Raw genomic sequence first — 17688 nt, 5'->3', positions numbered from 1 at the left:
GACGGGAACCCGGCGCCCCCGCAGCCCCCTGCGCCACGCCCCGCAGGCGAACGATTGCGCTCCGTGTTGACAAACCCGCAGGTCGTCACCGTGTGTAGAGACCCTATACCCGTGAGTGACGGAACTGGTGTATCGTCCGGACGGGGAGATACCAGGACACCCAGGGGGGCGACGGGCGAATGCATGGCCAAAGGACGAACTGCCTGATCGTGGACGGCTACCGGAGCGTCGGCACGCTCACCCGGCCCCGTCGGCCGGGATGTGCTTCCGGCGGGAGGTGGTGCCATGACCGCTGACGGAACGACCATGACGGACGTCGGTCCGCGCCGGGCGGGCGCGCCACCCGGGCCGTCCGGTGCGAGGCCGCCGTCCCGCCCGCCCGCGGGGTCGCCCGACGGCCCCGGCCGGCCGGCCGCGGGCGCGCCGTCCGGCACCCCGCGCCCCTCCGTGGTCCCGCAACTGGTCCTGGTGGCCGTCTGCCTGAGCTACGCGGCGGGTGCCGCGCTCGGCTGGGGCTCGCGTGGAGTCGCCCTCTTCATGGGGGACTTCGGGCTGAGTGCCGCGGCGTTCCTGGCCGCCGGTTCCTGCTACTGGTACGCCCGCACCCACCCCGGCACCTTCCGCCCCGCCTGGTACCTGTTCGCGTTCTCGTCCGCCATGGCCGGGCTCGGCAACGCCGTGTGGGGGTGGTACGAGGTCGTCCTCGGCCGTCCGGTGCCCGCCGTCTCCCTGGCCGACTTCGCCTTCCTCCTCTTCGCCCCGCCCGCCGTCGTCGGGCTCCTCGTCCTGGCCAAGCGGCCCGTCACCCGGGCCGGCTGGATCTGCCTCGGGCTGGACGCGTGGCTGATCGGCGGCTCGCTGCTCACCCTGTCCTGGAGCCTGGCCCTCACCCACACCGGCGGCTGGTACCACGGCACGGTCGCCCAGGCCGCGATGCAACTCGCCTACCCCCTGCTGGACATCGTGCTGGTGAGCATGGTGCTCGTGCTGCACCTGCGGCGCGGCTCCGCCCAACGCTCGGCCATCAACACCGCCGTGGGAGCCCTCGCCCTGACCGTCCTGTGCGACGCCCTGTTCACCTCGCCCCTGCTCCAGGCCCACTACCGCTCCGGGCAGCTCCTGGACGCCGGGTGGTTCGCCGGTTCCCTCCTGCTCGCCTACGCGCCCTGGGCCAACGGTGTCCACGCGCAGCGCGACGAGGCGCCGGTACCGGGCGCCGGGCGTCCGGTCACCGGCTCCCTGGCCGCCCTCACGCCGTACCTGGCCGGCGCCGTCTGCATGCTGGGGGTGCTCTACAACGTCCGTGACGGCAGCGCCGTCGACCGCGTCGTGCTCTGCACGGCCTGCGCCGTCGTCCTGGCCCTCGTGGTGCGGCAGGGCATCATGCTGCTGGACAACATCCGTCTCACCCGCGAACTGGTCCACAAGGAGAACCACTTCCGGTCCCTGGTCCAGGGCTCCAGCGACGTCATCATGATCACCTCCCCCGCCGGTGTGCTGCGGTACGTCAGCCCGGCGGCGGCCGGTGTCTTCGGCCGGGAGGCGGACGCCCTCGTCGGCACCGACCTGGACCGCCTGGTGCACCCCGACGACCTCGGCCGGCTCCACCGCGAGCTGCGCCGCTACCTCGCCGGCCCGGCCGAGGGCGAACCGGCCACGCGCGTCGAGTGCCGGTTCCGGCACGCCTGCGGGGACTGGCTCAACGTCGAGTCCACGGTCAACCGCTACCAGGGCGGGCTGATCTTCAACAGCCGGGACGTCACCGAACGGGTCCGCCTGCAGGCGCAGTTGCAGCACAACGCCTCCCATGACCCGCTCACCGACCTGCCGAACCGCGCCCTCTTCACCGACCGGGTGCGCCAGGCCCTCGGCGGGCGGCGGGAGGGCGACGGCCCGGACCGGGACGCGGCCGTCCTCTTCATCGACCTCGACGGGTTCAAGGCGGTCAACGACGGCCTCGGCCATCAGGCCGGGGACGAACTCCTCGTGCACGCCGGGCGTCGCCTGCTGGACTCCGTCCGCGCGGGGGACACCGCTGCCCGGCTCGGCGGTGACGAGTTCGCCGCCCTCATCCTGGGCGACGGCTCGGGCGGTCGTGCCGAACGCGAGGTCCGCGTCCTGGAGATCGCCGACCGGTTGCGCGAGCGTCTCTCGGAGCCCTACCCGCTCGACGGGCCGACGACCGGCGGTGAGGTCCGGGTCGCCGCTTCCATCGGCGTCGCCTTCGCCGAACCGGGCATCGCCCCCGCCGCGCTCATGCGCAACGCCGACCTCGCGATGTACCGGGCCAAACGGCTGGGGAAGGGCCGCGTCGAGCTGTACGTGCCCGAACTGCTCGCCCAGTCCCAGCCGCCCCCGCCCCTGCTGCCCGTCCCCCGGGAGGGCGAGTCGGCGTCCCGGCCGTCCCCGGCGGGCGCCGGTCGGCCGGGGGCCCCCGCGGGGCGCGGGGGCAGGGCCGCGCGGCGCCGGGGCGGGGCCGAGGACGGCTCCGCGACCGGTTCCCGTCCGGGCGGGCCGCTGCTCCTGCTGCACCAACCCGTCGTCGAGCTGGCCACCGGCGAGATCGCCGCCGTCGCGGCCCTCGCGCGCCGCGGCGCCGCCCAGGGCCTGGTGGACGCCGGCGGGCCGCACGGGCCGCTGCTCCTGCGCGAGGCCGTCGAGCAGGCCGCCGAACGGCACCGCGCGGGCCTCACCACGCCCGTGGCGGTGCGCGTCGCCGCGGCGGAGCTGTGCGCGCAGGCCGGGCGGGACGGCGGCGTCGAAGCGCTCCTGGAGCGCCACGGCCTGCCCCCCGGCGGCCTGGTGCTGGAGCCCGCCGCCGTCCCCGGCAGCCCGCTCGATCCCCGCGCGATGGACGCGCTGGCGGAGCGGCTCGCGGCCCTGCGCGGCCTCGGTGTGACGGTGGTGGTGGACGGTTTCAGCGGCGGTTCCGGCAGCCTGACGGCCCTGCACGGGCTCCCCGCCGACCTGCTGCGGCTCGGCGGTCCGCTGGTGGGGGACGTCGTGGCGTCTCCACGGCTGCACACCATCACCGCCGGTCTGCTGCGCATCGCGGGCGACCTCGGCCTGGGCTCGCTCGCGGAGGGCGTCGACACGGTGGAGCAGGTCACCGTCCTGCGTCGGCTCGGCTGCACCCACGGCCAGGGGGCGGCTTTCTGCGGTCCGCTGGACGAGCACCGGCTGCGCCGCGCCCTGCGCCGCCGCCGGTTCCCCGTCCCCGAGCACCCGGCCACGGTGCCGCTCGCCCGGACGGCCGCCGGACGGTCGGCGAGCAGGGCTGGCCGGGCCCTCCCGGTGCGCAGGGGAGGAGTGGCCGGGCCGGATCCCGTCACGCATCCGCCGTTGCGCTCACATAGTGAGACGTCCGTCCCACCTACTTGACACTGTGTGTGCCACCGGAGGAAGGTCAACGTCATGCGCACCCGAATTCTCGTACTTGGACAGCGCGTCGGCTGACCCGGGGCCCTCACCACCCCCGCGATCCCCAGCGACGCGCTCCCCTCGCTTGCCACCTCGGCACGAGGGGTTTTTTGTTGCACCAGCACTCCCGACAACTCCCGCCCAAACGTGACATCCGACACCGGACGTCACCAGCGCCACCATCAGAACCGCCCACCCCTCCAGCACCACGCTCCACGGGCGGCACCACCCTCACCTCGCCGAGAAGAGAAAGCCGATGACCGAGCAGGCCTCCGGAGCCCCCCGACCGCAGCCGCGGGCCCGTACCGGCGGAGCACAGCAGCCCGCCACCGTCGAGCACGTCACGGGCGCGCAGTCCCTCGTCCGTGCGCTGGAGGAGGTGGGCGCCGACACCGTCTTCGGCATTCCCGGCGGTGCGATCCTGCCCGCCTACGACCCGATGATGGACTCCGGCCGGGTGCGCCACATCCTCGTCCGTCACGAGCAGGGCGCCGGGCACGCCGCCACCGGCTACGCGCAGGCCACCGGCAAGGTCGGCGTCTGCATGGCCACCTCGGGGCCCGGCGCCACGAACCTCGTGACGCCGATCGCCGACGCCCACATGGACTCCGTCCCGCTCGTGGCGATCACCGGCCAGGTCGCCTCCAAGGCCATCGGCACCGACGCCTTCCAGGAAGCCGACATCTGCGGCATCACCATGCCGATCACCAAGCACAACTTCCTGGTCACCGACCCGGCCGACATCCCGCGCACCATCGCCGAGGCGTTCCACATCGCGAGCACCGGCCGCCCCGGACCGGTGCTGGTGGACATCGCCAAGGACGCGCTCCAGGCCCAGACGGTCTTCTCCTGGCCCCCCACCCACGACCTGCCCGGCTACCGCCCGGTGACCAAGCCGCACGCCAAGCAGATCCGCGAGGCCGCCAAGCTGGTCGGTGAGTCCCGCCGCCCGGTGCTCTACGTCGGCGGCGGCGTCCTGAAGGCCGGCGCCACCGCCGAGCTCAAGGTGCTGGCGGAGCTGACCGGCGCCCCCGTCGTCACGACCCTGATGGCCCTGGGGGCCTTCCCGGACAGCCACCCGCAGCACCTCGGCATGCCCGGGATGCACGGGTCGGTCGCGGCGGTCACCGCCCTGCAGAAGGCTGACCTGATCGTGGCGCTCGGCGCCCGCTTCGACGACCGCGTCACCGGCAAGCTCGACTCCTTCGCCCCGTACGCCAAGGTCGTCCACGCCGACATCGACCCGGCGGAGATCGGCAAGAACCGCACCGCCGACGTGCCGATCGTCGGGGACGCCCGCGAGGTCATCGCCGACCTGGTCGTCGCCGTCCAGACCGAGCAGGAGAGCGGCACAAAGGCCGACTACAGCGGCTGGTGGCAGATGCTCGACCGCTGGCGGGACACCTACCCGCTGGGCTACGACCTGCCGGACGACGGCTCGCTCTCGCCGCAGCAGGTCATCGAGCGCATCGGCCGCCTCGCGCCCGCCGACACCATCTACGCGGCCGGCGTCGGCCAGCACCAGATGTGGGCCGCCCACTTCATCAACTACGAGCGCCCCGCCACGTGGCTCAACTCCGGCGGTCTCGGCACCATGGGCTACGCCGTCCCGGCGGCCCTGGGGGCCAAGGCGGGGGCGCCCGACCGTCCGGTGTGGGCGATCGACGGCGACGGCTGCTTCCAGATGACCAACCAGGAGCTGGTCACCGCCGCGCTGAACAACATCCCGATCAAGGTCGCCGTCATCAACAACGGCGCCCTGGGCATGGTGCGCCAGTGGCAGACGCTGTTCTACAACCAGCGCTACTCCAACACCGTCCTGCACTCGGGCCCCGGCTCGCAGGGCGGCCGGGCCGCCGAGGGCGCCGACGGCGAGCCGGCCGAGGTCAAGCAGCCGAACCTGGGCACCCGCTGCCCGGACTTCGTGAAACTCGCCGAGGCCATGGGCTGCGTCGGACTGCGCTGCGAGGACCCGGCCGACCTGGACGCCGTGATCGAGAAGGCCAACTCCATCAACGACCGGCCCGTGGTGGTGGACTTCATCGTCCACGAGGACGCCATGGTCTGGCCGATGGTCGCGGCCGGTACCTCCAACGACGAGGTCATGGCGGCGCGCGGCGTCCGGCCGGACTTCGGCGACAGCGACGACTGAGACCACCGGCGCGAGTAGCGAGAGAGACCCGAACCCATGTCCAAGCACACCCTCTCCGTCCTGGTGGAGAACAAGCCGGGCGTCCTGGCCCGGATCACCGCACTGTTCTCCCGGCGCGGCTTCAACATCGACTCCCTGGCGGTCGGCACGACCGAGCACCCGGACATCTCCCGCATCACCATCGTGGTGAACGTCGAGGACCTGCCGCTGGAGCAGGTGACGAAGCAGCTCAACAAGCTCGTCAACGTGCTGAAGATCGTCGAGCTGGAACCGGGCGCCGCCGTTCAGCGTGAACTCGTTCTGGTGAAGGTGCGCGCCGACGGCGAGACCCGCTCCCAGATCGTGGAGATCGTCCAGTTGTTCCGCGCCAAGACCGTCGACGTCTCCCCGGAGGCCGTGACCATCGAGGCCACCGGCAGCAGCGACAAGCTGGAGGCGATGCTGAAGATGCTGGAGCAGTACGGCATCAAGGAGCTCGTGCAGTCCGGCACGATCGCCATCGGCCGGGGCGCCCGCTCCATCACCGACCGCTCGCTGCGCGCGCTGGAGCGCAGCGCGTAACGCCGCCCGTCCGCACCGGCGGCGGCCGGGTACCGCCGGTGGCCTGCCGCCGCCGCGGACCGCATCGCGAGACCCGGCGGTGCACACCGTCCGATCCCCATAACGTTGGACCCGACGCGGGACTCCCGTGCCGGGCCCGCACAGCAACACAACAAGGAGATGTCCGAAGTGGCCGAGCTGTTCTACGACGACGACGCCGACCTGTCCATCATCCAGGGCCGCAAGGTGGCCGTGCTCGGCTACGGCAGCCAGGGGCACGCCCACGCGCTCTCCCTGCGCGACTCGGGCGTCGACGTGCGCGTCGGGCTGCACGAGGGCTCCTCCTCCAAGGCGAAGGCCGAGGAGCAGGGCCTGCGGGTGGTCACCCCCGCCGAGGCGGCGGCCGAGGCCGACGTCATCATGATCCTCGTGCCGGACCCGATCCAGGCGGAGGTGTACGAGCAGTCCGTCAAGGACAACCTCAAGGACGGCGACGCGCTGTTCTTCGGGCACGGCTTCAACATCCGCTTCGGCTTCATCCAGCCGCCGGCCAACGTCGACGTCTGCATGGTCGCCCCCAAGGGCCCCGGCCACCTCGTGCGCCGCCAGTTCGAGGAGGGGCGCGGCGTCCCCTGCATCGCGGCCGTCGAGCAGGACGCGACGGGCAAGGCCTTCGAGCTGGCCCTCTCCTACGCCAAGGGCATCGGCGGGACCCGCGCCGGCGTCATCAAGACGACCTTCACCGAGGAGACCGAGACCGACCTCTTCGGCGAGCAGGCCGTCCTGTGCGGCGGTGCCTCGGCGCTGGTGAAGGCCGGTTTCGAGACCCTGGTGGAGGCGGGCTACCAGCCGGAGATCGCCTACTTCGAGTGCCTGCACGAGCTGAAGCTCATCGTCGACCTGATGTACGAGGGCGGCCTGAGCAAGATGCGCTGGTCGGTCTCCGAGACCGCCGAGTGGGGCGACTACGTCACCGGGCCGCGCGTCATCACCGACCAGACCAAGGCGGAGATGAAGAAGGTCCTCGGCGAGATCCAGGACGGCACGTTCGCCAAGAACTGGATGGCCGAGTACAAGGCCGGGCTGCCGAAGTACAACGAGTACAAGAAGGCCGACGCCGACCACACGCTGGAGACCACCGGCAAGGAGCTGCGCAAGCTCATGAGCTGGGTCGACGACGAGGCGTGAGCCGACGGGCGCCGCGGCGGACCCGTCCGCCGCGGCGCCCGCGCGTCTCCGTGCGCACGGGGCGGCGGGCGGGGCGAGCCAACCCCGATCGGGGGATGATCGGCGAACGCGCCGAACGAGCCCGTCGGCACGATTAGACTGCCCAGCAGAAACGCGTCACAGGCTCACAGCGTCGTGCGTCTCCACGCGGCTGCCCATCTCCACCGCCTTCGGCCGTCGGGACGCGGCCGTCCTCCCCCCGGCCCGGCGGGCCGTGGGTGGTACTCCCAGGACTAGTGAGGACTGAGACGAAGTGAGCAAGCCCGTAGTACTCATCGCCGAGGAACTCTCCCCGGCCACCATCGACGCGCTCGGCCCGGACTTCGAGGTCCGGCACTGCAACGGGGCCGACCGGGGCGAGCTGCTCCCGGCGATCGCGGACGTCGACGCCATCCTGGTCCGCAGCGCCACCAAGGTCGACGCCGAGGCGATCGCCGCGGCCCGCCGACTCAAGGTCGTCGCGCGCGCGGGCGTGGGCCTGGACAACGTGGACGTCTCCGCCGCGACGAAGGCCGGCGTCATGGTCGTCAACGCGCCGACGTCCAACATCGTCACCGCCGCCGAACTGGCCTGCGGCCTGCTCGTCGCCACCGCCCGCAACATCCCCCAGGCGAACACGGCGCTCAAGCAGGGGGAGTGGAAGCGCAGCAAGTACACGGGCGTCGAGCTGTCGGAGAAGACGCTCGGCGTCGTCGGCCTCGGCCGCATCGGCGTGCTCGTCGCCCAGCGGATGTCCGCCTTCGGCATGAAGGTCGTCGCCTACGACCCCTACGTGCAGCCCGCCCGCGCCGCCCAGATGGGCGTCAAGCTGCTCACGCTCGACGAGCTGCTCGAGGTCTCCGACTTCATCACCGTCCACCTGCCGAAGACCCCCGAGACGCTGGGTCTGATCGGCGACGAGGCGCTGCACAAGGTCAAGCCGAGCGTGCGGATCGTCAACGCCGCGCGCGGTGGCATCGTCGACGAGGACGCCCTGTACGCGGCGCTGAAGGAGGGCCGCGTCGCCGGGGCCGGCCTCGACGTGTACGCGTCCGAGCCGTGCACCGACTCCCCGCTGTTCGCCTTCGACCAGGTCGTGTGCACCCCCCACCTGGGCGCCTCCACCGGTGAGGCCCAGGAGAAGGCGGGCGTGGCCGTCGCCCGTTCGGTGCGGCTGGCGCTCGCGGGCGAGCTCGTCCCGGACGCCGTCAACGTGCAGGGCGGCGTCATCGCCGAGGACGTCCGCCCCGGCCTGCCGCTGGCCGAGCGCCTCGGCCGGATCTTCACCGCGCTGGCGGGCGAGGTCGCCGTCCGGCTCGACGTCGAGGTCTACGGCGAGATCACCCAGCACGACGTCAAGGTGCTGGAGCTCTCCGCGCTCAAGGGCGTCTTCGAGGACGTCGTCGAGGACACCGTGTCGTACGTCAACGCCCCGCTGTTCGCCCAGGAGCGCGGTGTCGAGGTCCGCCTCACCACCTCCAGCGACTCCCCGGACCACCGCAACCTGGTGACGGTGCGCGGCACGCTGGGCGACGGCGAGGAGATCGCCGTATCCGGCACGCTGGCCGGTCCCAAGCACGTGCAGAAGATCGTCGGTATCGGGGACCACGAGATCGAGCTGTCGCTCGCCGAGCACATGGCCTTCCTGCGCTACGGCGACCGCCCCGGCGTCGTCGGCACGGTGGGCCGCATCCTGGGCGAGGCCGGCATCAACATCGCCGGAATGCAGGTGTCGCGCGCCGAGGAGGGCGGCGAGGCCCTCGTCGCGCTGACGGTGGACGACACGATCCCGCCGACCGTCCTCGCGGAGATCGCCGAGGAGATCGGCGCCACCTCCGCCCGCGCGGTGAACCTCACCGACGCCTGATCCCTCCCGGATCACCGCCCGACGGCGGGCCACGCGGGGACGTCCCGCGCGGCCCGCCGTCGGCGCGTCCGGCCACGCCAACAAGCTGCCCTCCTCCTGGACTTGGGCGACGGGGGCGGGCGGGGCAGTGGGGCGCGGCGATAGCCTGCCGCACATGTACCCACAGCAGCCCCAGCACCCGCCCATAGCCCCGGTGCCGTACCCGCCCGCGCCACCGCGCAGGCGCACCGGTCTCGTCGTGGCCGCCCTCGCCGCCGGGCTCCTGCTCGGCGCGGGCGCGGTGGGTACCGCCTGGGCGGTCGTCGCGAACGACACACCGTCCGACGCCCGCGCCGACGCCGAGGCCGCCTGCGGCGCCCTCGACCGCTTCGACCCGGACCTCCTCCTCGACGAGGGCCCGGACGGCCTCACGCACAACTACCGCTGGTCGAGCGCCATGACGCTCGCGCAGGGTGCCGCAGAGGCGGACGCACGGTACCGGCCGCTGGCCGAGCGACTGCTGAAGGCGCGCGATGCCTACTACCAGGGGCTCGAGCTGAACGGAGAGCCCACGGACCACCTCGAAGAAGCCCACCGCCTCTGCGCGGACCTCTGAGACCGCGCCTCACAGCCGGGCGGTCTTGAGCGCCATGTGGAGCAGGAGGCGGGACGCGCCGTCGCCGAGGTCGAGGCCGGTCAGCTGCTCCACGCGGGAGAGCCGGTAGTAGAGGGTCTGGCGGTGGATGCCGAGGGCCGCCGCCGTCCGCCCCGCCTGCCCGGCGCAGTCCAGGTAGACCTCGGCGGTGCGGGCCATCTCGCGGTGCGCCGGTTCCAACAGGCGCCTCACCGCCGGGTCGGCCTGCGCGGCCTCCGGCAGTGCGGTGAGCAGGCGGTAGGGGCCGAGCGAGGGCCACACGGCGACGGGCCCCAGACCGGGCTCGGCCCGGGCGGCGCGGGCTGCTGCGAGCGCCTGCCGCCAGGCGGACGCCAGGTCGGTGAGCCCGGGGAGCCCGGCGCTCACGCCCGCCGTGGAGCCGGGCCCGGCGGGTGCGGAGGCGGAGCCGGGACGGGAGCCCGCGCCCGCGCGGGCGGGACGGCCGTCCGGGGGGAGACCGGTACGCGGCGACCGCAGGAGGCGTTCACCGGCGCCCCGGGCCGGGTCGAGTGCGTCCGGCACGCGGAGCCGCACGAGGGCCGCCAGCGCACCGCCGGCCGGGCTGCCCGCGTCGCCGGCCGGCACCGGGCAGCTGACCGGCACCTGGGGGAGCCGGGTGGCGGGCTCGCCGGTGTCGCCCGGGCCCGCTCCGTACGTGTGCCACGGAGTGACGGCCACGACGGCGAGCGGGCCCGTGGCGGCCGGGCCGAGCGCCTCCCGCAGCTCCTCCGTCGCCCCCGCGCGGTCGGGCACCGGGCCGGCGAGCGCGGTGTGCAGCAGCTCCCCGAGGCGCGCCCCGGCGCGGGCCTCCGCCGCCAGGAGCGCTCCGATGCGCCGCGCGGTGGCGAGTGCCTCGGCGAGGCGGGGGTCGGCCAGGTCGAGCGTCCCGTCGTCCAGGAGCCACACGTACCCGTGAACGATGCCGCCGTGCCGGACCGGCAGGCAGATCCGGCCCTTGACGACCCCGGCCGCCGGGTCCGGCGGGATGCGGACGGGCGCCTGGGCCCGGGTGATGCCGAAGCGCTCGAACCAGGCCCGCACGGCGGCCGAGGACCGTCGCTGCATGATCGAGCGGGTCCGGACGGGGTCCATGACGAGGTCGCCGTCGTCGCCGTCGCCACCGTGCGCGCCGAAGGCGATGAGGCCGAAGTCGCGGTCCTCCAGCGTGGCGGGGGCGCCGAGCAGCGCCGACACCTCGTCGATCAGCGTCTGGTAGTCCTCGCGCATTCCCGCCGTCCACCTTCCCCTCGCCGTCCGGCGTCCCTCTGCGGCATCGCCCCTCCATTCTCATACAGCTGTCTGAGATTCGTGCCACGCAAGCGTGACAGCTGTCGATAGCACGTCACCGGGGTGATCCTTAGATTTTGCGGTGGCTCACCCTGCCGTAAGAAAGATGTCTTGTTGGAGGTGCCCGTTGCTGGGTCCTGTGCTTCTCGCCGCCGCCCGCAGTGACGGCATCCGCCGGCTCGTGTCGGCGGCCCCGGTCACCCGTCCCGTGGTGGACCGTTTCGTGGCCGGGGAGCACCTCGACGAGGCGGCCCGTACGGTCCGCGACCTGACCGGTCGCGGCCTGGAGGTGACCCTCGACCACCTGGGCGAGGACGTCACCGACCCGAGCGAGGCGCTGCGCACCCGCGACGCCTATCTCGCGCTCGCCGAGGTCCTCAGCCAGGGGGGCTTCGGCGAGCGTGCCGAGATGTCGGTGAAACTGTCCGCGTTCGGCCAGGCCCTGCCCGGCGGCCACGACATCGCCCTCGCGAACGTCCGGCCCGTCGTGGAGGCGGCCGCCGCCGCCGGGACGACCGTGACGCTGGACATGGAGGACCACACGACCGTGGACTCCACGCTCGCGATCCTCGCCGAGCTGCGCCGGGACTTCCCGCAGACCGGCGCGGTGGTGCAGTCCTACCTCTTCCGCACCGAGGAGGACTGCCGGGCGCTGGCCGGGGAAGGCTCCCGGGTGCGCCTGGTGAAGGGCGCGTACAAGGAGCCCGCCGAGGTCGCCCATCAGGACAAGCGCGAGGTCGACCGGGCGTATGTACGCTGCTTGAAGATCCTCATGGCCGGTCAGGGTTATCCCATGATCGGCTCGCACGACCCGCGGATGGTGGCGATCACCCAGGAGCTCGCCCACCGCTTCGGCCGCAAGCCGGACGAGTACGAGTTCCAGATGCTCTACGGCATCCGCGAGGCCGAGCAGGAGCGCCTGGTCGCCACCGGAAACCGGATGCGCGTGTACGTGCCGTACGGCACCGACTGGTACGGCTACTTCATGCGCCGTCTCGCCGAGCGCCCGGCCAACCTGGCGTTCTTCCTGCGCTCGCTCGCCACCCGGAGCTGAGCGCGGACGGGCCCCCTCCCGGTGGCCCGGCAGCCCACCACCCCGCCGCGACCCTCCTCCCCGACCCCACGAAGGAGACATGCCAGCCATGGACGCTGTGACCCAGGTCCCCGCCCCGTACAACGAGCCGGTGCACGGCTACGCCCCCGGCAGCCCCGAGCGGGCCCGCCTGGAGCGCAAGCTGAAGGAGCTGGCCGAGAACCCGGTCGACCTCCCCATGACGATCAACGGGGAGAAGCGCATGGGCGGCGGCGAGCGCTTCGACGTCGTCCAGCCGCACCACCACGCCAAGCGGCTCGGCACCTACGCCAACGCGACGCGGCAGGACGCCCAGGACGCCGTCGACGCCGCCCTCGCCGCCGCCCCGGCCTGGCGCGCCCTGTCCTTCGACGACCGCGCCGCCATCATCCTCAAGGCCGCCGAGCTCCTCGCCGGCCCCTGGCGCGAGACGATCGCGGCCTCCACCATGCTCGGCCAGTCCAAGACCGCCCAGCAGGCCGAGATCGACGCGCCCTGCGAGCTCGTCGACTTCTGGCGCTTCAACGTGCACTTCGCCCGCGAGCTGCTGACCGAGCAGCCGCCCATCCAGCCCAAGGGCGTCTGGAACCGCCTGGACCACCGCCCGCTGGAGGGCTTCGTCTACGCGATCACGCCGTTCAACTTCACGGCCATCGCGGGCAACCTGCCGACCGCCCCGGCGCTGATGGGCAACGTCGTCGTCTGGAAGCCGTCGCCCACCCAGACCCACTCCGCCGTGCTGCTCATGGAGCTGCTGGAGGAGGCCGGCATGCCGCCGGGCGTCATCAACCTCGTCACCGGCGACGGCAAGGACGTCTCCGAGGTCGCCCTGCCCCACCCGGAGCTGGCCGGAATCCACTTCACCGGTTCCACCGCCACCTTCCAGCACCTGTGGCGCGAGGTCGGCACCAACATCTCCGGCTACCGCTCCTACCCGCGCATCGTCGGTGAGACGGGCGGCAAGGACTTCATCGTCGCCCACCCCACCGCCGACCCGGCGATCCTCAAGACCGCCATCACCCGGGGCGCCTTCGAGTACCAGGGCCAGAAGTGCTCGGCGGCCTCCCGCGCCTACATTCCGCGCTCCCTGTGGGAGGGCGGCCTGCGCGAGGACCTGGTCGCGGAGACCGAGGGCCTGGCGATGGGCGACGTCACCGACCTGACCAACTTCATCGGCGCCGTCATCGACGACCGGGCCTTCGCCAAGAACAAGGGCGCCATCGACGCGGCCAAGGCGGACCCGACCTGCGAGATCGTCGCCGGTGGCACGTACGACGACTCCGTGGGCTACTTCGTCCGCCCGACGGTCATCGTCTGCTCCGACCCGGAGAACGACGTCTTCAAGACCGAGTACTTCGGGCCGATCATCGCCGTCCACGTCTACGAGGACGAGCGGTGGGACGCGATGCTGGACCAGATGGAGTCCGCCTCCGCCTACGCCCTGACCGGCGCCGTGCTCGCCAAGGACCGGGCCGTGCTGGCCAAGGCGTCGGAGAAGCTCCGCTTCGCGGCGGGCAACTTCTACCTCAACGACCGGCCGACCGGCTCCATCGTGGGCCAGCAGCCGTTCGGCGGCGCGCGGGCGTCCGGCACGAACGACAAGGCCGGGTCGAAGTTCAACCTGCTCCGCTGGATGTCGCCCCGCGCCATCAAGGAGACGCAGGTCGCCCCGACCGACTACCGCTACCCGCACATGGGCTGACCCCCGCCCCACCACCGACGAGGCCCGGCCCCGCCCCACCGGCGGCGCCGGGCCTCGCCCCGCCCGCCCCACCCCGCGCGCCCTCCCGCACCCGCCCGACCGGTCCGTACGATCGACGGGGTCGAGCATCGGCATCAGGTGAGGAGCCGTGATGGGGAACGAAGTCGATCCGGCGGCCTGTGAACGGACACCCGCCGCGATCCGGGTGGCGCTGCATCGCCGCCCCGACTGGCTGCAGGGCTTCGAGCAGGACTTCTTGAGCGCGGCGGCGGACTTCGACCAAGAGGCCATGGACGCCGCCGTCGACCGGTGGTTCCCTGCCGCCTGCGCGTGTGCGACGCCGGGCTACCTCGACGATGTGGAGGATGCCTTCCGCCGGCTGCGGAACGGAGACACGGAAGGGATGGTGTTCCGGGACACGGAAGGCAACGCCTACGACGCCGAAGGCCGTCCACTGTCACCGTGTCAGGGAGATCGATGAGCGCGTCGCCATTCGCTACACCGACCGTGCAGCTCAGCGCAGGGAGGCGTTACCGGGTAGCGCCATCGGTTGCACCGTGACGTTGGGCGTCATGCAGGCTTCCCACAGCCGCCGCAGCCGGTCGCGCATCGTGGTGGGGCGGACGGCGAAGCGCTGGTGAAGGGCCGCTTCGTGGATCACGGGCGGCGACGCCGCTGGACAGCGCGGTCGCCGAAGGGGGGCGGGGCCTCGGCCTGCTGGACCTGCTCGCTCCGGGCTGGCACGTGCGCGACTCGGCGATCGGCAAGCAGGTGCGCTGCCGGGTTCCGGTGCGCGCGGCCTGGTGGCGCTGCGGCACGCCCGTGCGCCGGTCCGGAAGCACACCGTTCCTCGGCGGGAGCGGCATCGTCACCGGACGTGCGCCCGGCGCGTCAGCCAAGACCCGCTCGGCCCTTCACTCAGGGGCGGACCGGAAGCGCGGCGACGATCTCCTCGTCCTCCTGCTCACCCGTGGGAGTGAACCCCAGGGACTCGAAGAGGCGGGCGGAGGCCTGGTTGGCGGGGTGGTAGGACAGCCGCAGCTCCCGGCACTCCGGCAGCTCCCCGAGCCACCGCGTCAGCGTGCGGACGGCCGCCCGGCCGATGCCCTGGCCCTGGTGGTCGGCGTCCACGAGAAGACCGCCGATCCAGTGCGCGCCGTCCGCCGGGTCGAAGCCCCACATCACGTGCCCGGCGACGACGCCGTCCGCGCAGACGGCGAGCGAGTGCCACTCGTCCTCGCGCAGGGACAGCAGCAGGTAGCGTGCGCCGAGCGCGGCGATGAACGCCCGCTGCTCGTCCTTCGGGGCGACGTCGGCGACCGCCCGCCAGTTGGCGTCGCCCACCTCGTGCAGGGTGACGGCGCGCCCCCGCCGGTCGGTGAGCCCGTAGTCGATGGATTCCACAACCCGGCATCCGACCACGATTCCGCGCCCGGCGCACCTCGGTATCCGGGACGCGCACCCCGCCGACCGGACGCGTCAGGCGGGCGGCGGTGCGGACGAAGGACCGGACGTGCTCAGCGCTCCTCCTCCGGCAGGTGCACCTCGGCGATGTCGGGACGGTGGTCGGGCAGGGCCGAGCGGGCGCTGGCCTCACGGTGCATGCGCAGGAACTCCAGGTGCCGCTCGTACTGGTCGAGGATGTTGGCGATGAGCTGTTCCTTGCTGTACCCCATCACGTCGTAGCCCTGGCTGCCTTCCGCAAGCTGCACCTCGAAGCGCACGTAGGTGTCGTGGGCCGTCACCGAGCGGGTGGCGAACGCGGGCGTCGCCGTCTCGATGGGCCACACCCGGTAGACGAACTCCTCCCGCTCGCCGATGGACACCTGGAGGCCGACGTGCGGGAGCTGCAGCTCCTCGTCCATCTCCTCGGTGACCACGGCCTCGACGTCCCTGCGGCGCAGCTCCTCGGCGACCTCCTGGAACGCCGGCCGGCACACCTCGTCCAGGAAGTGCGCGGCGCTGTGCTTGCCGGGGTACGACATGGTCCGGGCGAGCCGCTGCCGCCAGGTCCACTCGGGGGCGGTGCGGTGCGTCATCCGGCCGGATAGGGAGGAGGGCAGACTCGTCAGGAGGGCCTCCTCGCGCATGCGTTCCAGCCGTAGCGCCTTGTAGAGCCCGGCGATGATGAGGAACATCACGAACGAGAACGGTAGCCCCATGATGATCGTCGCGTTCGTGAGCGCGTCCACCCCGCCGACGAGGAGCATCGCCAGGGTGAGCAGGCCGGTGGCCGCCGCCCAGAAGATGCGCAGCCACGGCACGGCGTCGGTGAGGGGCGTGCGCAGGTGCGAACTGAGGTTGCCGATCACCAGCGCGCCCGAGTCGGCCGAGGTGACGTAGAGCAGCAGGCCGACGATCGTGGCCAGTCCGGCGCTGAAGAGGGCCCCCGGATACTGGTCGAGCAGCCCGTAGAACCCCTGCTCGGGGAGGTTCATCGCGGTCTGGCCGAAGTCCTGGTCACCGTCCCGGACGACGAACAGCGCGCTGTTGCCGAACACGGACAGGAAGGTCAGCGTGAACAGGAACGGGATGATCAGCGTGGCCGCCACGAACTGCCGGATCGTGCGGCCCTTGGAGATGCGGGCCAGGAACATGCCGACGAACGGGGCCCAGGCCACCCACCACGCCCAGAAGAACAGGGTCCAGCTGTTGAGCCACTCGGTGGGTTGGTCGTAGGCGAAGGTGTTGAGCGTCATCGACGGGAAGCGGCTGACGTAGTCGCCGATGTTGAGGATGAGGCTGTTCAGGAGGCGGATCGGACTGCTGACGAACAGGATGTAGCCCATCAGCAGGATGGCCAGCAGCACGTTGAGCTGGGACAGGCGGCGGATGCCGCGGTCGACGCCCGCCACGGCGGAGACCGTCGCCATGAGGACGGCGACGGCGATCAGGGCGACCTGGGCGGCCGTCCCCTCCGGTACGTCGAACAGGTAGTTCAGCCCGTAGTTCAGCTGGACGACGCCGATGCCGAGCGACACGGAGATGCCGAAGACCGTCCCGATGATCGCCGCGAGGTCGACGGTGTCACCGATCCGTCCGTAGATGCGGCGGCCGATGATCGGGTAGAGGGCGGAGCGAATGGCCAGCGGCAGCCGGTAGCGGAACGCGAAGTAGCCGAGCGCCATGCCCATCAGGGCGTACATGGCCCAGCCGGTGATGCCGTAGTGGAACAACGTCCACACGACCGCCTGCCGGGCGGCCTCGACGGTCTGGGCATCGCCCTCCGGCGGTGCGAGGTAGTGGCTGACCGGGCCGCTGACGGAGAAGAACATCAGGTCGATCCCGATGCCCGCGGCGAACAGCATCGCCGCCCAGGCGAAGAGCCCGTAGTCGGGCCGCGAGTGCTTGGGCCCGAGCTTGATGTTGCCGTACCGGGAGACGGCCACGTAGACCACGAACAGCAGGTAGAGCGTCGCGGCGAGGAAGTAGTACCAGCCGAAACCGTCCGAGATCCACTCCACCATCACGCCGATGGTGTCCTCGGCGCCCTCCGGAGTGATGATCGCCCAGATCGAGACGGCGAGGATCAGCAGCGACGACCCGACGAAGACGACGCGCTTGAGCCGGCCCTCCCCGGACTTCTGCGCGGCCGCGTGGTCCGGTGGCGTGGTGGCGGTACCGCTCGGTTCATCGGTCGACACGACTCACCCCTCAGGTGCACGGTGATCGGCGGTGCGCCCGACGGGCCGGGCCGGGCGGCGGCGTGTCCACCGTCCGCACGGCCGGTCGCCCGGCGTCACCACTGCGCGACCCAACGTAGGCACCCGGCCCCCGCACCGCACGTCGGCGCGCGTGCAGACGGCGT

General features: G+C 72.4%; 13 protein-coding genes. 9 read left to right on the top strand and 4 right to left on the bottom strand.

The annotated features are described in order from the left end of the window. Positions 1-285: 285 nt before the first annotated feature. The 6 genes from V6D49_RS05685 to V6D49_RS05660 all read left to right on the top strand — a co-directional run bounded on the left by V6D49_RS05685 (position 286) and on the right by V6D49_RS05660 (position 9780). Positions 286-3381, top strand: a complete 3096-nt coding sequence (locus V6D49_RS05685) for a putative bifunctional diguanylate cyclase/phosphodiesterase (RefSeq protein WP_340557668.1) — start codon at positions 286-288, stop codon at positions 3379-3381. A 295-nt stretch (positions 3382-3676) separates the two neighbouring features. Beyond that, the gene (locus V6D49_RS05680; RefSeq protein WP_340557667.1) at positions 3677-5572 is read left to right on the top strand and encodes an acetolactate synthase large subunit; all 1896 of its coding nucleotides are present in this window, start codon (positions 3677-3679) and stop codon (positions 5570-5572) included. Between the two features lie 36 nt (positions 5573-5608). Further along, the gene (ilvN, locus tag V6D49_RS05675; RefSeq protein WP_340557666.1) at positions 5609-6133 is read left to right on the top strand and encodes an acetolactate synthase small subunit; all 525 of its coding nucleotides are present in this window, start codon (positions 5609-5611) and stop codon (positions 6131-6133) included. A gap of 168 nt (positions 6134-6301) precedes the next feature. Continuing rightward, positions 6302-7300, top strand: a complete 999-nt coding sequence (gene ilvC, locus V6D49_RS05670; protein ID WP_191211745.1) for a ketol-acid reductoisomerase — start codon at positions 6302-6304, stop codon at positions 7298-7300. Positions 7301-7592: 292 nt separating this feature from the next. After that, a complete protein-coding gene (gene serA, locus V6D49_RS05665; protein WP_340557665.1) occupies positions 7593-9185 on the top strand; it encodes a phosphoglycerate dehydrogenase in 1593 nt (530 codons plus the stop codon). Between the two features lie 154 nt (positions 9186-9339). Next, positions 9340-9780: a hypothetical protein gene (locus tag V6D49_RS05660; RefSeq protein ID WP_340557663.1), complete on the top strand. Its 441-nt coding sequence runs from the start codon at positions 9340-9342 to the stop codon at positions 9778-9780. A 9-nt stretch (positions 9781-9789) separates the two neighbouring features. Here the strand turns inward: V6D49_RS05660 and V6D49_RS05655 are convergent, their stop codons facing one another. Then, complete coding sequence (locus tag V6D49_RS05655; RefSeq protein WP_340557661.1) at positions 9790-11046, bottom strand: PucR family transcriptional regulator; 1257 nt, start codon at positions 11044-11046, stop codon at positions 9790-9792. A gap of 187 nt (positions 11047-11233) precedes the next feature. Here V6D49_RS05655 and V6D49_RS05650 point away from each other — a divergent pair, with 187 nt between their 5' ends. The 3 genes from V6D49_RS05650 (at position 11234) to V6D49_RS05640 (ending at position 14361) form a co-directional block, all read left to right on the top strand. Further along, positions 11234-12160: a proline dehydrogenase family protein gene (locus V6D49_RS05650; RefSeq protein ID WP_340557659.1), complete on the top strand. Its 927-nt coding sequence runs from the start codon at positions 11234-11236 to the stop codon at positions 12158-12160. 88 nt (positions 12161-12248) lie between these two features. Beyond that, positions 12249-13880 carry an L-glutamate gamma-semialdehyde dehydrogenase gene (gene pruA / locus V6D49_RS05645; protein WP_340557657.1) on the top strand — a complete coding sequence of 544 codons (1632 nt, stop codon included), beginning with the start codon at positions 12249-12251 and terminating at the stop codon, positions 13878-13880. A gap of 151 nt (positions 13881-14031) precedes the next feature. Beyond that, a complete protein-coding gene (locus tag V6D49_RS05640; protein ID WP_340557655.1) occupies positions 14032-14361 on the top strand; it encodes a hypothetical protein in 330 nt (109 codons plus the stop codon). A gap of 33 nt (positions 14362-14394) precedes the next feature. Here the strand turns inward: V6D49_RS05640 and V6D49_RS05635 are convergent, their stop codons facing one another. From V6D49_RS05635 to betT, 3 genes are all read right to left on the bottom strand, one after another. After that, positions 14395-14541 carry a hypothetical protein gene (locus V6D49_RS05635; protein WP_340557653.1) on the bottom strand — a complete coding sequence of 49 codons (147 nt, stop codon included), beginning with the start codon at positions 14539-14541 and terminating at the stop codon, positions 14395-14397. 257 nt (positions 14542-14798) lie between these two features. Continuing rightward, on the bottom strand, positions 14799-15284 hold the full coding sequence (locus tag V6D49_RS05630) for a GNAT family N-acetyltransferase (RefSeq protein WP_445330469.1): 486 nt from the start codon (positions 15282-15284) through the stop codon (positions 14799-14801). A 113-nt stretch (positions 15285-15397) separates the two neighbouring features. After that, positions 15398-17524, bottom strand: a complete 2127-nt coding sequence (gene betT / locus V6D49_RS05625; RefSeq protein ID WP_340557651.1) for a choline BCCT transporter BetT — start codon at positions 17522-17524, stop codon at positions 15398-15400. Positions 17525-17688: the final 164 nt, after the last annotated feature.

The organism is Streptomyces sp. GSL17-111 (assembly GCF_037911585.1).
GTDB lineage: Bacteria > Actinomycetota > Actinomycetes > Streptomycetales > Streptomycetaceae > Streptomyces.
Note: the sequence above shows the minus strand (reverse complement) of the source record. Positions and strands in the feature narration are given on the sequence as shown.